Source organism: Acidaminococcus hominis (assembly GCF_900291475.1).
Taxonomy (GTDB): domain Bacteria; phylum Bacillota; class Negativicutes; order Acidaminococcales; family Acidaminococcaceae; genus Acidaminococcus; species Acidaminococcus hominis.
Genome location: NZ_OLMM01000005.1, coordinates 936,582 through 949,565 on the forward strand (window position 1 = coordinate 936,582; position 12,984 = coordinate 949,565).

A 12,984-nucleotide genomic window follows, 5' to 3' on the forward strand; every position below is an offset into this window, starting at 1 on the left:
GTTATAATATAGGGCATGAACGAATTTCATACTTGTGCGATGAACAAGAGAGTAGCTTGCAGTGGAAAGGCACAGAGAGTGCGGAACAGGTGAAAGCCGCACCCGGACCGGCAGGTGAAGTTCACTTGGGAGCATTCGGGCTGAACGGAGTAGGCCCGGCGCTGGCCCCGTTACCGGCTAAAGAGTACAAAATAGGGTGGTACCGCGAACCTTCGCCCCTAACCAGGGGTGGAGGTTTATTTTTTTAGGAGGCGTTGCTATGAGTGACAAGCTGCAGGAATTGCGGGAAAAGATCCAAAAGGATCTGAGTGAAGTAAAGAGCGTAGAAGACCTGAAAAATATCCGTGTGCAATACCTGGGCAAGAAGGGGGCCTTGACCTCCATTCTTCGTACCCTGGGGGACGTGGCTGCGGAAGAACGGCCGAAAATCGGCAAAATGGTCAACGAAGTCCGGGCCAAGATGGAGGAACGGATCAACGAACAAATGAAGGTGCTGGAAGCCCGTCAAATGGAAGAAAAACTGGCTGCCGAAACCTTGGATATTACCCTGCCCGGCCGTCAGCCGGCTTTGGGGCACCTGCATCCGGTAACCCAAACCCTGCGGGAAATCAAGAAAGTCTTTATGCATATGGGGTTTGAGGTGGAAGAAGGCCCGGAAGTGGAAACCGACTATTTCAACTTTGAAGCCCTGAACCTGCCCAAGGACCATCCGGCCCGGGATATGCAGGACACCTTCTACATCACCGAAGATATTCTGATGCGTACCCAGACCTCCGGCGTCCAGGCCCGGACCATGCAGCAAAGACCGGGGAACACCCCCATCCGCATGATCTGCCCCGGCACGGTATACCGGAACGACTACGACGCCACCCATTCTCCCATGTTCCATCAGGTGGAAGGCCTGGTGGTGGACAAGAACATCAGCCTGGCTGACCTGAAGGGCACCCTGGAACTGTTCTGCAAGGAAATGTTCGGCTCTTCGGTAAAAATCCGCCTGCGCCCCAGCTTCTTCCCCTTTACGGAACCTTCCTGCGAAGTGGATATCAGCTGCGTGATCTGCGGCGGCTCCGGCTGCCGGGTCTGCAAGAACTCCGGCTGGCTGGAAATTCTGGGCGCCGGCATGGTGCATCCCAACGTGCTGCGCATGAGCGGCTATGACCCGGACAAGGTCAGCGGCTTTGCCTTTGGTATGGGCGTAGAACGGATTGCCATGCTGCGCTACGGCATCGATGACCTGCGTCTGTTCTTTGAAAATGACCTGCGGTTCATCCGCCAGTTTTAAATAGGAGGCAAAGCGAATATGTTAGCATCGATCAATTGGTTAAAACAATATGTAGATATTACCCTCTCTCCTGAAGACCTGGCGGAGAAACTGACCCGGGCCGGCCTGGAAGTGGAGCAGGTCATTCACCTGGGCAAGGGCCTGGAAGGCGTTATTACCGGTAAGGTGGCCCAAATCGAGCGCCACCCCAACTCCGACCATTTGTGGGTGTGCCAGATGGCTCTGGGCCAGGGAGAACTGGTACAGATTCTCACTGGTGCCCAGAACGTGAAGCAGGGGAACCTGGTGCCGGTGGCGGTGGTAGGCTCCACGCTGCCCAAAGGCATGACACTCAAGAAAGCCAAAATGCGCGGCTTGGATTCTAACGGCATGCTGTGCAGCGCCGAGGAACTGGGCATTGATGCCAAACTCCTGCTGCCTGAACAGCGGGAAGGCATTTTCATTCTGCCGGATACCACTCCCATCGGCGTGGACGTCAAGGACCTGCTGGGCCTTAACGACGTGGTGCTGGATATTGACCTGACCGCCAACCGGGGCGACTGCTTCAATATGCTGGGCCTGGCCCGGGAAATTGGGGCACTCACCAAGGTACCCGTGCGGCTGCCCGAACTGTCCACCTTGGACGCTGCCGGCGGCAACGTGGCAGACCTGGGCAAGGTTTCCATCGAATGCCCGGACCTGTGCTCCCGGTTTGCCCTGCGTATGGTAAAGAACATCAAGGTTACCGAATCTCCGGAATGGATGCAGAAGGTGCTGCGGGCTGTGGGCATCCGTCCCATCAGCAATGTGGTGGACGTGACCAACTACGTGATGATGGAACTGGGCCAGCCCATGCATGCCTATGACTACGACCAGGTGAAGGACCATACCTGGATTGTCCGCCGGGCCAAGGAAGGGGAAACCCTGGTGACCTTGGACAGCCAGAAACGGGACCTGACCCCGGATATGATTGTTATCGCTGACCCGGAAAAGGCCATTGGCCTGGGCGGCGTAATGGGCGGTCTGGCTACGGAAGTGACGGACAAGACCGTGAACGTCATGCTGGAATCCGCCACCTTCCATGGTCCCACCATCCGCCGCACCTCCAAAGCCCTGGGCCTGCGCAGTGAAGCCTCCCAGCGGTTTGAACGGGGCGTGGATACCATTACCGACCACGATGCCCTGAACCGGGCGGTGCACCTGTTGGAAGAAATGGGTGCCTGCCAGTCCGTGGCCGGCATTGTGGAAGCCTACCCGGTGGAAGTAAAACCGGTGGAAATCAAGGCTGTGCCCGCTGCCCTCCGGGGACGCATTGGCATGGACATTTCCGATGCCGAAATGGAAGAAATCCTCACCAACCTGAACTTTACCGTCAACAAGGAAGCTGACGGCTCCTGGCGGGTAATCGTGCCCACCTGGCGTAAGGACTGCACCTGTGATGCGGACCTGAGCGAAGAAGTGGCCCGGATGTACGGCTACGACCGGCTGCCCTCCACGCTGCCCCAGCTGGATATGGCAGGCGGCGGCCAGGCTCCTGTAGAAGACGTGAAGGACACCATGCGGGATTACCTCACCGACTGCGGCTTGAACGAAATCATGAGCTACACCTTTATCAACGCAAACTGCTTTGACAAGCTGGGCCTTCAGGCAGACGACGCCCGGCGCCAGGCAGTGCAGATTATGAACCCCATCAGCGATGACTTTAAGACCATGCGCACTACCATGGTGCCCAGCCTGCTGAACACCGCTGCCTACAACCAGGCCCGGCAGAACGACCGGATTGCCCTGTTTGAAGTGGGCCGGGTATTTATCCCCAAGGGCCTGCCCATTACGGAGCAACCGGAAGAAAAGACCCGCCTGTGCATTGCCCTGAGCGGCCGCCGGAACGAACTGAACTGGACGGAAAGCAAGGACAGCTTCGACTTCTTTGATCTGAAGGGCGTTTTTGAAGGCCTGATGGAAAAACTCCAGGTCACCGGCCTGACCTACCGGGCTGCCGATGAACCCTTCCTGCATCCTGGCAAGAGTGCCTACATTGTCTATAACGACAACGTCATCGGCTTTTTGGGTGCTGTCCATCCCCAGGTCCAGGAACGCTTTGGCCTCAGCAGCGAAACCTACGTACTGGAATGCGACGTCAACTGCCTGACCGAAGCCGCCAAACGGGTGCCCCAGTTCACCCATATTCCCCAGTTCCCCAACACCTCCCGGGATATTGCCGTAGTGGTGCCCCAGGAAGTATCCGCTGCCGACCTTCAGGAAGAAATCCGCAGCCAGGCAGGGCCGCTGCTCACCAGCGTCAAACTGTTTGACGTGTACACCGGTAAACAGGTGAAGGAAGGGTGCAAGTCCGTAGCCTTTAGCCTGACCTTCCAGGACCTGAATAAGACCCTCCAGGACCAGGAAATCGATCCTATCATCAAGAAGGTAGTGGACCATGTCCAAACCACCTTCCAGGGCATTTTGAGAGACTAGGGTACAGCAAAACTCAATTGAAAAAGTGGCAGAAAAAAGGCAAGAAAAAAACTAAAAAAAATTTAATTTTTCTCTTGCCAAACCTGCCCAACTATGATAATATATACACCTGTCAGGGAACTGACAAAAAACAAATGGCCCAGTAGTTCAGTTGGTTAGAATGCCGCCCTGTCACGGCGGAGATCGTCGGTTCGAGTCCGTCCTGGGTCGCCAATGCGGAAGTAGCTCAGTGGTAGAGCACCACCTTGCCAAGGTGGGGGTCGCGAGTTCGAATCTCGTTTTCCGCTCCACAGGAGTATAGTTCAATGGTAGAGCTACGGTCTCCAAAACCGTCGATCTGGGTTCGAATCCTAGTACTCCTGCCATTTGATTTTACGAAACATGACGATACAAAGCGGTACATGGCAATAGCCAAAACCCGCATGGAGCCTTGATTTTCAGGATTCTAACCTGTTGTCATGTATCACTAAATATCGTGTAAAGCACGGACGGATTCCCTATATTTTCCCTATTTGGAAAATATAGGGATATTTTTTTATAAAAAATAGGGAATCATGCCCTGTAGAGCAAGGTAGGACGCGGTTCTCCGGATTTCAATCACTTTGCGGATGTGAGGGCATCCAGGGCCTTTACGGCGCTTTCTGCCATGTCTTCCGTCACATGGGTATAGATGGCCATGGTGGTAGTGGGATCATTATGTCCTACCCGCTGCATGATTGCTTTCAGGGGAACACCCTGTTCCGCCAATAGGGAAATATGGGTGTGTCGAAAAATGTGAGTGGTCAGCTTTTTAGGGAAATGGATCCTCTTCAGGATGTGGTTCACAAAGGTAATATCCAGGGGGCCGCCTTCCCGGGTGGTGAAAATCCATTTTTCTCCGGCTTTGTCATGGGATGTAGGGTACCAGGCCCGCCGCCGCTTATTCTTCAGCATATAGTAGTCCAGGATTTCCCGGGACCGGGTATCCAGGGCCACGTGGCGGATGGAATAGACGTTTTTCGGGGTGCCCCGGACCGGCTGCTCTCCTTTCCCCAGGCCCCACTGGAGGGTTCCATTGACGTACAGGCTGTCCTTTTCATAGTCCTGATCCCGGAGGGCTGCCAGCTCCCCGAAACGGAGGCCTGTGAGGGCCTGCAGTTCGCAGGCGTCGGCCACCAGGGGCGAGATCTTCCGGAGTGCGGCCAGGACCTGCTTCAGTTCCACCCTGGACAGGAATTTTTCCCGCTGGTTCTCTACGGCTTGGATGCTTTTGGGCGGCCGTTTGATTTCCACCCGGTTCACCAGGTCCATGGAGTTAATGAGGCCCAGCTTGTAGGCACGGTTCAGAGAGCCCCGCAGCATGGTCAGGACCTTCCCCGCATAAACTACGGAATTCTGCAGCACGATTTCATCCAGCATTTTCTGGATCATGGCCGGGGTCATCCTGCCCACCAGGGTGTCTTCCGGGAAATACCTGGCAATTTTGGCCCGGACCGTCACGTAATTCTTGAAGGTAGTGGCCTTTACGAAAGCTTTCTGGGCATCCATATAGGCGCCGATCAGATCAAACAGCAGGGTAGGTGCGTCGGCTTCCTGCTTTTCAGCGATCAGCTGCTGCAGCTTTTCCCTGGCAGCTTTCTGGGCAATCCGGGAATTGGACGGAAGGGTGACCGATACCTTGCGCCGCTTCCCGGTTAGCCGGTCCACATAAGTCTCCCGGTAAACAAAACCGTTTTTATTCTTTTCAATCCACATACAAAGACTCCTTTTTAATGTAACCCCGCCAAACCGGCAGGGCTATTTCTAACCTACGAGCTTATAAATGGCGTAGCTAAATAAAATAATGGCGATTATCAGAATAACCAAAAGACAGCCTGTACTATTTTCGTTTGCAGTGCTTGACCGTACTCTTGTCATTTTTGAATTAGAATTGGCAGCTGGCTGCCCGCTGTCAATTCCAGAAGGGAGCACAAGCTCTGACGTCTTTAAATGTTTTGCATAATTAACAAGCCTAGGAATATAGTTCAACAATTTTTCGAAGGTGACGCCTTTGAACCAATAAATATCAATGTCATCCTGAGCTGAAGGCGTTATGACCTGTATAGTATGCCCAAAACGGGAGAATTTCACCCTTCCAAACTGCATGTTTTTGTACTGCAGGTTCAAAGTGCCATCTTTGAACTTATGAACATGAAGAAGATTTCCACTAATACCTGCCTGATTTAATTGATGGGCAAGTTCATCGAAAAACAGTTCTTCGTGTCGGATAATATCGTCCTTTGTGTAAATTGCCTTACGAGCCTTTTTTTCATTAGAATCTTCCACTACATAAGCCATACATTGCCTCACGACCTTATTATTTCAATTATTTTTTACAGTTAGGGCTTTCAACGGCCTCGAAAACCGGAAAGGCGATTTCCCTCAAAACTTTCTTCGCAGCTCTACCACCTTCCCCAAAATCTGGATGGGGAGGGATTCGATTTCCTTGCGGTTATAGAAGTGCGGGGTGTAAATGGCCACGTTGTGGCCGATAAGGGTCAGGCCTTCTGGGGATTCTTTGACTTCCTTCACAGTGGCCTCGTCCCCGTTGATCAGCACGATGGCAATTTCCCCGTTTTCGACTTCCGGCTGCTGGCGTACAATGACCACATCTCCTTCGTGAAGGGTGGGCTCCATGGAACGGCCTTTTATCTCTAATGCAAAAAATTCCCCGGCACGGCCCATCTGCTCGGGAATTTCTTCGAAACCAGATATATCCGTAACGGCATTTATGGGAACTCCGGCCACAACTTTCCCCAGTACAGGTATGCGGTATCCCCCAGGGACTGGGACCATCACGGAATCTTCTCCATGAGATGGGGGAAGGGTGTAGGTTATGGAAGAGGGCTCTGGATCATTCCAGCCCATAAGCACAGCGGGCGTTAATTTAAGGGCTTTTGCTAATGATACTATAACGTTCCGTCTCATATTTTCAATTTCTCCAGATTCCCATCTGGATACGGTGCCCTCACTAACGCCAACCTTTTCTGCTAGTTCTTTCATTGTCATACCTAATTCTAGTCTTTTTGCTTTAATGATGTCTTTTACTGGTTTCACTCAAATCACACTCCTTTTACAGATAGTTATATTATATTGTTGCACTTGCGTTTTTGCAATAGTTGTAAACGAATTCGCAAAAAGACTTGCAGAAACGTATTGCAAAAAAGAAAATGCTGTGGTATCATAATCTTGCGGAAACGCAAGATTAAAAGGGGGTGGATAGAATGTTTGATAAGGCTCTTTTCAAGTATACCGTTGAAAAGAAACAGCAGACTCTAGAAAGTGTGGCTGCGCACATCGGGATTAATCCTGCGACTTTATACCGCAAAATGAGCGGTATTAGTGATTTTAATCGGAAAGAAATTCAAGAAATCAAGGAATTTCTGGTCTTGAGTGATGAAGAATCCAACAGTATTTTTTTTGCATAATAACTTGCGTAAACGCAAGCTAACAAGGTGACAACATGCAGTATCGAGATCCAAATACCAACTATGTGTATATGATCTGGCCCCGCATTGTAAGCCGCCGGGAAAAATGGCGGGTGTTTTACAAATGCGCCTGTCACGGGCTCCGGGTGGTCCCTGGCACGGTGTGGCGGGACCTGCTGGAGGAAGCGTAAGGAGGAATCAGACAATGATTAACACGGACTGCAGCATCTGCCCATTTGCGGACAAGTATCAGAGGCACCCACGAAGCGAAGGCGGTCTTGGGCTGTGCCCTAAAGTTGAAATTGGTTGGGCATCGGCAACCTGCAAGGCGTGCCATTTTACTGGCAAAGTCGGCAACTCGGGCGGTGCAAAGATTCGGAACTTCCGAACCTGCAAGCTGCTCCCCTATGAACCGATTGTACAGAACATCAAAGGGCACAAGAAAAACTGCCCATTCATGGAACAGGTAATAAAGGAAAGAGCTCAGCCACAGTATCCGATCAGACGGGATGCCCAGACAGAGCTAGAGCTGGATGAAGATAATTAGAAAGGAGGCCCGTTATGGAGGTCAAAGTAAAGCTGGCGGACGACGCGCCAGAATACGGGAAAGTCGCCACCATCTGCAAGCGGTTCAGCCTGGGCCAAACATCGGCCCGGAACCTGATCCATCAGATGCAGCGGGACAGAAAATGGAAAAAAGGCGTCATTGCCTACGGCAGGATGCTTCTAATCAATATCAGGATGTTTGAAGCATTCCTGATTTCGAAGAGCTACTAGGGGAGGTGGGAAAATGGACGCCATGATGATAAACGACATCCTGAACAACCTCCGGTACCGCCGGATCATCCTAGGGAAGACCTGCACCAAAGTGGGAATCCAGGCCGGTCACTGCGGGTCCTGGCTCTCCCAGGTGGAAAATGGCAGCATCCAAACGGTAAAAGAAAAGGACCTGGAAAAAATCTGCCAGGCCCTGGATACCAACCTGGAAGAAATGAGCAAGCACAGGGACCTTATTACCAGGATCACCAGAAAGGAAGCAGCCTTTGGGCTCAGAAACCTGGAAAAGATCCGGAAGCGGCACAAGAAAACGGTGGAGGAGTTCAACCGTCAATTGGGCCTGTGCGATGGCCGGTTGCGGCAGGTGCTGAGAGGCTACAACCAATTCGGGGTTCTAACCTGGCTGAAAATCGCGGACAAGCTGGACATCCCACTGGCAACATTGATCGGGAGGGAGACGAAATGAGGAAAGAACCGAAAAAAGCACCGCTTCCGGTGCTGATGATCCTGCTGCCCTTTGTGGCGGCAATGACTCTGTGGGACCTGGCCGGCTGGCTGGTGGCCGTCATTTGGGACGGGGTACAGCGCCTGGGGCCCCGGTTCCAGGGTTTTGTCCTGGGCATGTGGGCAGGCATGGCCCTGTTCCTGTTTGCGGCTACCATGGCCGCGTTTGGCTGATTAAAAAGGGAGGATTTGAAATGAAATACTATTCCATTGACCAAGAAACGGCAAGACTGGCGAACGAACTGAAGGATAGAGCCAGGGAAAAGGATTACACACTGCTGCTGTACCTGGGGAACTGCCCGTTGGATAGCGATGAAATGGAGAAAATGCAACCGGTAGATAGCATTATCACATCGAATGGGAGCAGGGATTCCATTACTTTCGGGGTTATCTTCCTGCTGCAGCAGATTATCCATGCTTTCCAGAACGCCGCCGAAAATAAGGCCGCCGGGTGGCTGTTAGTGGCAGCTTTTTCAGCGGCCGTTACAAGATTCGGTCTTGATCCGGATTTTGGCCCGGACCATGTAGATAAAGACAATACAGATAAATACGATGCCTAGGAGGCTGCCATGGGTGAGATTTGGCAAACCATGCAGTGGATCGACGAAGAACGAAACCGTAAATGGCACGGGGCCAAAGAGGTTTACCTGAACAGGCCATTTGTTACCGGATATTTTCCTCCGGCAAAAAAGGACCTGGCAAGAGAAAATAAAACCACCGTCTTACAAGCTGAGTCCCGAACTGAAAAAAAGTCTGGCTCGAGCAAGCTAAATCAGGAATCAGAAAAGGAACTGGAAAAGAAGCTGGTCCAACTGGAAGCTGACTTCCTGGATGACTCACCGGAAGCAGAGACCAGACGGCAGAAGATGCGGGAAGATTGGACGGCCCGGCTGGAGGCCAGAAAGAAAAAGCTGGAAGCCGCCCTGGCAATCCTGCCAAAGAAAGCCTTGTGACGAAAGGAAAGGGAAGATCATGAGTGACGAAGTAATCAAACAACCGGATCCGTTGGAGCTGATCGAGATCGTACCCGGATACCGGGAAACCAGAAGCACGAAGCACCTGGACAAAGCCCTCCAGGTGTTTCACCAAAGCATCAAGAATAAGGGTCTGAAGAAGTCCTGCGAGGCCAGGGTGAAAACCCGGACCGGCGTGGAATTTTCCTACTGGTATGTGGCGTTCTCTGACCTGCTAAATTCCATTGAGGAATCTCTATTGGAAGCAGGCCTGGAACTGAAACAACCGCCGATCCAGGCAGGAAACACCGCTTTTGGAGTGCTGACCATCCTGAGCCACCCGGAAAGCGGGGAAAAGATCGTGTCCGGTCCATTCCTTCTGAACAACGAAAAAGGAGGGATAACTGGGGCCGGGGCGGCCTGCACCTCTGCCAGCCGGTACAGTGTTACTCGTCTCCTGGGGATTGCCCTGGACGATGATGAAGATGGGCAACAAAGCCAGGGAAGCAGCTACACTCAGGGGCAGGGATACAGCAGCCGGCAGAAACCGGCAGCCGGACAGCAGGCCCAGGGGAAGAAGTACGAATGGAACCATCCGTTCCCACAGCCCGGGTTCATCAAGGACCATCCTAACCCCAACCAGGTCAAAATCCTGGAAACCATGTGCGAAAAAGTCAAGAAGTACCCGTCCAATGTGGCCAGCCAGTTCGGGGCTGCTGATTTTGCCAGCATGGGCTTCAAACAGTACCGGGACGCCTATGCTGCCATTGGGGATGAAATGATCAAAAAAGGCTGGACCAATGTGAACGGGATCTGGCGGGAAAAGCAACCGGCGCCTGCTCCTGCTCCCAATAGCCCCATGGATCAGTTCGGTGACCCGGAACAGCCAATCTTTGACGAAGAAGTACCGTTTTGATGGAAAACTTTAAGGAAAGGGGGTGATTTCTTTGCAGCCAAATTGGATTTATGAGATCAACGCATTTTACAACTGGGCAGAAACAACTGAAATCAAGCCGGACGCCATCTCGCTTTGGCACGCCTTGATGTTCACGGCGAACAAGGCTCACTGGAAGAGCCGGTTCAATGCTTCTGCCAGCTTACTGTGCGCAAGATCGGGCTTATCTAAATCGTCTTTTCAGCGGGCGAGGAATGCGCTGTCACAGATGGGCAGAATCAAGTTCTATTCTCGTAAAGGGAACCAGAGCGCTGTATACGAAATCATCTTCTTCAGCGATAACGGTGTGGTTCAATATGAACCACAAAGTGAATCACAATTGGACCACAAACCATTTGTGACCCAATATGAACCACAAAGTGAACCACAATCCGAACCACAATCCGAACCACAACCTGGGCACATACTTAAACATAAACAAGAAATAAACAAAACAACGACTACTGTTTCGTTGTCGTCCTCTGAAGGGATGAAAGAAACGTGCGAGCTGTTCGAGAAGAACGTCCATCCTTTCAGCGGACTGGTGGAAAGGGATATGCTCTGCGACTTGGTAGAGACTTACGGATCTGCCTGGGTCCAGGGCGCTATCCGGGAGGCTATCCGTCAGGGAGCCCTGCGGCTGAGCTATATTACCGGGATCCTGAAGTCCTGGAAGGCTAAAGGCGGTCCGATCATGCAGCGGAAGCCGGCAAGGGAAAAGACCCTGACGGCGGCAGAGAGGGAAGATCTCATACGGGAGGGATTCGAGCTATGAACGAAGTCAAGGATTACCTCGAAAAACTGGCCGGGCACAGAGTTACGCCCAGGCCATGGGACTACACGGACAGCGATGGCTGCCTGGTATGCGGGAAGTGCCACCAGCGCCGGGAAACGCTGATCCAATGGCTGGCCGACGACGAAGGCAAGCGGGAAACCCGGAAGGTGGCCGTCATGTGCGATTGTGAGAAGCAGCAGGCGGACCGGGAAAAGCTGGAAAACCAACGGAAGCAGCAGAGCTACCGGATCAGCCAGCTCCAGAGCTATGGCTTTTCTCCGGCCCAGCTGGAAGGGCTGACCTTCCAGCACTGCGACTGGCAGGGAGAACATACCCGGCTGGCCTGGAACTATTTCCAGCATTTTGACGAAATGAAGGCGGCCGGGGCCGGGCTGCTTTTCTACGGCAATGTGGGGACCGGGAAGACTTTCTTGGCCGGCTGCATTACCAATGCCCTTCAGGCCCAGCACCGGACAGCTTTCATGACTACATTCGCACGGCTGGACCGGGAGCTGTCCAACTGGGCCACCAAAGACGACAAAACGGCAGCCCTGGATCGGATCACGGGCTGCGAACTGCTGGTGATCGATGACCTGGGCATTGAGCAGAAGAACCCCCGGATCCTGGAAACAGAATTCCAGGTGATCGACGCACGGGCCAGGGTCAAAAAGCCGATGATCATCACCACTAATCTGTCCCCGGCGGATTTTGGGGCAGAAGGCTGGGGATACCGGCGGATCTATGACCGGATCATCGGGAGCTGTAAGCCGGTATGCTTCAGCGGTAAAAGCCGCCGCCGGCGGTCTCAGGAAAAGGACAGATGGGCCCGGATCGACAAGCTGCTGCAGGAGGGATGAAAAGGATGGCAAAGAAAACTGATGACAAGCAGCGGAAGCTGAAACGGTGTGCTGCCTGCCCCTGGGCCAGGCCCCGGGAGTATGCTCCATACCCCAGGCTGTGGGACTACATGACCTGCAGCAGGGCGGGGGAGAAAATTGCGGCAGTGGGATTTTGTCCGTTGATACAGTAAGGGGAGGAATGAAAATATGAGAGCGATAAATCGGGTTTTAAGGGACCTTTTAAAGCTATCGGCAGCAAATCCTACTCTGCCAATCGTGGCCATGGTCCGAAGCGAAGTTGTAGATGGGGAAGATTACGGATGCTGGGCCGGTATGGTCGTGGGAGCGGAAATTGAAGAACTATGGACATGTTGGGAATATGACGGCAGGACCTGGACGCGAGAAGAAGCTGAAGATGATCTGGCTGATTTCATGGAGAGCATTGGCCAAACCGAAGAAGTCGAGAAGATACAATCTCTTCCTGATGGGCCGCTGTTTGAACGAGCTGCCATGAAGTTCATTGCCGGACTACCCTGGGAAAAAGCGATTGTGCTGTTTGTTGATACGCTTGAGAGCTAATCAAAGAGGAGGGACTTTAGCCATGACAAGAACAGCATGCTTCCGGATTGAGGGGCGGCTTCCGTGTATGAACGACATCATCAACGTGGCCAGGACCAACCGGTACGGCAGCGCGAAGCTGAAGAAGGATACCCAGGAACAACTGGAATGGGTTATGAAGGCCACCCTGGCCAAAGATAACCGCCTGGGGATGCAGTTCCCTGGCCATGTGGTGGTTGAGGTCCAGTTCTTTGAGGACTATGGCCGGAACCACAGAAGGGATGACGACAACGTCATTGGAGGCGGCTGCAAGTTCATCCTGGATGCCATGCAGGAAATCGGGCTGATCAAGAACGACAGCCCGAAATACTGCCACCTGAAGGCAGAACGGTTTACGGATTTCGATGGAAATCCGCACATCCTGGTGAAGGTGACAGAAGACCGATGAAAGAAGGGAAGCCC

Annotated in this window: 18 protein-coding genes, 3 tRNA genes and 1 other annotated feature; of the genes, 18 read left to right on the top strand and 3 right to left on the bottom strand. The window is 52.8% G+C overall.

The genetic code is table 11. The features are described 5' to 3' along the window. The first annotated feature begins 30 nt into the window (after positions 1-30). Positions 31-223 (top strand) — a binding site (T-box leader). A 36-nt stretch (positions 224-259) separates the two neighbouring features. The 5 genes from pheS (at position 260) to C7E10_RS10805 (ending at position 4,101) form a co-directional block, all read left to right on the top strand. Continuing rightward, positions 260-1,282, top strand: a complete 1,023-nt coding sequence (gene pheS / locus C7E10_RS10785) for a phenylalanine--tRNA ligase subunit alpha (RefSeq protein ID WP_105327279.1) — start codon at positions 260-262, stop codon at positions 1,280-1,282. Between the two features lie 18 nt (positions 1,283-1,300). Further along, positions 1,301-3,736 (top strand): phenylalanine--tRNA ligase subunit beta, encoded by a 2,436-nt coding sequence (pheT, locus tag C7E10_RS10790; RefSeq protein ID WP_105327280.1) that lies wholly within the window; start codon positions 1,301-1,303, stop codon positions 3,734-3,736. Positions 3,737-3,872: 136 nt separating this feature from the next. Continuing rightward, positions 3,873-3,949 (top strand) — tRNA-Asp (locus C7E10_RS10795). 2 nt (positions 3,950-3,951) lie between these two features. Beyond that, positions 3,952-4,026, top strand: a tRNA-Gly gene (locus tag C7E10_RS10800). Position 4,027: 1 nt separating this feature from the next. Next, positions 4,028-4,101: transfer RNA gene (locus tag C7E10_RS10805), tRNA-Trp, on the top strand. Between the two features lie 232 nt (positions 4,102-4,333). On the opposite strand, the gene C7E10_RS10810 is transcribed toward C7E10_RS10805, so the two are convergent. From C7E10_RS10810 to C7E10_RS10820, 3 genes are all read right to left on the bottom strand, one after another. Next, the gene (locus tag C7E10_RS10810; protein ID WP_105327281.1) at positions 4,334-5,470 is read right to left on the bottom strand and encodes a tyrosine-type recombinase/integrase; all 1,137 of its coding nucleotides are present in this window, start codon (positions 5,468-5,470) and stop codon (positions 4,334-4,336) included. A 48-nt stretch (positions 5,471-5,518) separates the two neighbouring features. Next, complete coding sequence (locus C7E10_RS10815) at positions 5,519-6,052, bottom strand: hypothetical protein (RefSeq protein WP_105327282.1); 534 nt, start codon at positions 6,050-6,052, stop codon at positions 5,519-5,521. A gap of 84 nt (positions 6,053-6,136) precedes the next feature. Beyond that, the gene (locus C7E10_RS10820) at positions 6,137-6,811 is read right to left on the bottom strand and encodes a LexA family protein (RefSeq protein ID WP_200820220.1); all 675 of its coding nucleotides are present in this window, start codon (positions 6,809-6,811) and stop codon (positions 6,137-6,139) included. 167 nt (positions 6,812-6,978) lie between these two features. Here C7E10_RS10820 and C7E10_RS10825 point away from each other — a divergent pair, with 167 nt between their 5' ends. From C7E10_RS10825 to C7E10_RS10875, 13 genes are all read left to right on the top strand, one after another. Then, complete coding sequence (locus tag C7E10_RS10825; RefSeq protein ID WP_105327283.1) at positions 6,979-7,182, top strand: XRE family transcriptional regulator; 204 nt, start codon at positions 6,979-6,981, stop codon at positions 7,180-7,182. A gap of 35 nt (positions 7,183-7,217) precedes the next feature. Further along, entirely contained in the window at positions 7,218-7,373 is a 156-nt protein-coding gene (locus tag C7E10_RS12070) for a hypothetical protein (protein ID WP_160101871.1), read from the top strand. A 14-nt stretch (positions 7,374-7,387) separates the two neighbouring features. Further along, positions 7,388-7,729: a hypothetical protein gene (locus C7E10_RS10830; protein WP_105327284.1), complete on the top strand. Its 342-nt coding sequence runs from the start codon at positions 7,388-7,390 to the stop codon at positions 7,727-7,729. 14 nt (positions 7,730-7,743) lie between these two features. Then, positions 7,744-7,959, top strand: a complete 216-nt coding sequence (locus C7E10_RS10835; RefSeq protein WP_105327285.1) for a hypothetical protein — start codon at positions 7,744-7,746, stop codon at positions 7,957-7,959. Between the two features lie 13 nt (positions 7,960-7,972). Next, complete coding sequence (locus C7E10_RS10840; protein WP_105327286.1) at positions 7,973-8,425, top strand: helix-turn-helix domain-containing protein; 453 nt, start codon at positions 7,973-7,975, stop codon at positions 8,423-8,425. Continuing rightward, positions 8,422-8,637, top strand: a complete 216-nt coding sequence (locus C7E10_RS10845; RefSeq protein ID WP_105327287.1) for a hypothetical protein — start codon at positions 8,422-8,424, stop codon at positions 8,635-8,637. Before C7E10_RS10840 ends, C7E10_RS10845 begins: the two co-directional genes overlap by 4 nt. Before the next feature lie 20 nt (positions 8,638-8,657). Beyond that, entirely contained in the window at positions 8,658-9,023 is a 366-nt protein-coding gene (locus C7E10_RS10850; RefSeq protein ID WP_105327288.1) for a hypothetical protein, read from the top strand. 9 nt (positions 9,024-9,032) lie between these two features. After that, the gene (locus C7E10_RS12075) at positions 9,033-9,416 is read left to right on the top strand and encodes a hypothetical protein (RefSeq protein WP_160101874.1); all 384 of its coding nucleotides are present in this window, start codon (positions 9,033-9,035) and stop codon (positions 9,414-9,416) included. Between the two features lie 19 nt (positions 9,417-9,435). After that, positions 9,436-10,332 carry an ERF family protein gene (locus C7E10_RS10855; RefSeq protein WP_160101877.1) on the top strand — a complete coding sequence of 299 codons (897 nt, stop codon included), beginning with the start codon at positions 9,436-9,438 and terminating at the stop codon, positions 10,330-10,332. A 31-nt stretch (positions 10,333-10,363) separates the two neighbouring features. After that, positions 10,364-11,125, top strand: a complete 762-nt coding sequence (locus C7E10_RS12080; RefSeq protein ID WP_160101880.1) for a DnaD domain protein — start codon at positions 10,364-10,366, stop codon at positions 11,123-11,125. Next, on the top strand, positions 11,122-11,982 hold the full coding sequence (gene zapE, locus C7E10_RS10865) for an AFG1/ZapE family ATPase (protein ID WP_105327291.1): 861 nt from the start codon (positions 11,122-11,124) through the stop codon (positions 11,980-11,982). The genes C7E10_RS12080 and zapE overlap by 4 nt, the downstream gene beginning before the upstream one ends. Positions 11,983-12,171: 189 nt before the next feature. Continuing rightward, positions 12,172-12,543: a hypothetical protein gene (locus C7E10_RS10870; RefSeq protein WP_105327292.1), complete on the top strand. Its 372-nt coding sequence runs from the start codon at positions 12,172-12,174 to the stop codon at positions 12,541-12,543. Between the two features lie 22 nt (positions 12,544-12,565). Beyond that, positions 12,566-12,970 (top strand): RusA family crossover junction endodeoxyribonuclease, encoded by a 405-nt coding sequence (locus C7E10_RS10875; protein WP_146109063.1) that lies wholly within the window; start codon positions 12,566-12,568, stop codon positions 12,968-12,970. Positions 12,971-12,984: the final 14 nt, after the last annotated feature.

Excerpts from the sequence above, each read along its gene's own strand:
- pheS (WP_105327279.1), top strand. The coding sequence starts at position 260 with ATGAGTGACAAGCTGCAGGAATTGCGGGAAAAGATCCAAAAGGATCTG.
- pheT (WP_105327280.1), top strand. The coding sequence starts at position 1,301 with ATGTTAGCATCGATCAATTGGTTAAAACAATATGTAGATATTACCCTC.
- C7E10_RS10810 (WP_105327281.1), bottom strand. The coding sequence starts at position 5,470 with ATGTGGATTGAAAAGAATAAAAACGGTTTTGTTTACCGGGAGACTTAT.
- C7E10_RS10815 (WP_105327282.1), bottom strand. The coding sequence starts at position 6,052 with ATGGCTTATGTAGTGGAAGATTCTAATGAAAAAAAGGCTCGTAAGGCA.
- C7E10_RS10825 (WP_105327283.1), top strand. The coding sequence starts at position 6,979 with ATGTTTGATAAGGCTCTTTTCAAGTATACCGTTGAAAAGAAACAGCAG.
- C7E10_RS12070 (WP_160101871.1), top strand. The coding sequence starts at position 7,218 with ATGCAGTATCGAGATCCAAATACCAACTATGTGTATATGATCTGGCCC.
- C7E10_RS10830 (WP_105327284.1), top strand. The coding sequence starts at position 7,388 with ATGATTAACACGGACTGCAGCATCTGCCCATTTGCGGACAAGTATCAG.
- C7E10_RS10835 (WP_105327285.1), top strand. The coding sequence starts at position 7,744 with ATGGAGGTCAAAGTAAAGCTGGCGGACGACGCGCCAGAATACGGGAAA.
- C7E10_RS10840 (WP_105327286.1), top strand. The coding sequence starts at position 7,973 with ATGGACGCCATGATGATAAACGACATCCTGAACAACCTCCGGTACCGC.
- C7E10_RS10845 (WP_105327287.1), top strand. The coding sequence starts at position 8,422 with ATGAGGAAAGAACCGAAAAAAGCACCGCTTCCGGTGCTGATGATCCTG.
- C7E10_RS10850 (WP_105327288.1), top strand. The coding sequence starts at position 8,658 with ATGAAATACTATTCCATTGACCAAGAAACGGCAAGACTGGCGAACGAA.
- C7E10_RS12075 (WP_160101874.1), top strand. The coding sequence starts at position 9,033 with ATGGGTGAGATTTGGCAAACCATGCAGTGGATCGACGAAGAACGAAAC.
- C7E10_RS10855 (WP_160101877.1), top strand. The coding sequence starts at position 9,436 with ATGAGTGACGAAGTAATCAAACAACCGGATCCGTTGGAGCTGATCGAG.
- zapE (WP_105327291.1), top strand. The coding sequence starts at position 11,122 with ATGAACGAAGTCAAGGATTACCTCGAAAAACTGGCCGGGCACAGAGTT.
- C7E10_RS10870 (WP_105327292.1), top strand. The coding sequence starts at position 12,172 with ATGAGAGCGATAAATCGGGTTTTAAGGGACCTTTTAAAGCTATCGGCA.
- C7E10_RS10875 (WP_146109063.1), top strand. The coding sequence starts at position 12,566 with ATGACAAGAACAGCATGCTTCCGGATTGAGGGGCGGCTTCCGTGTATG.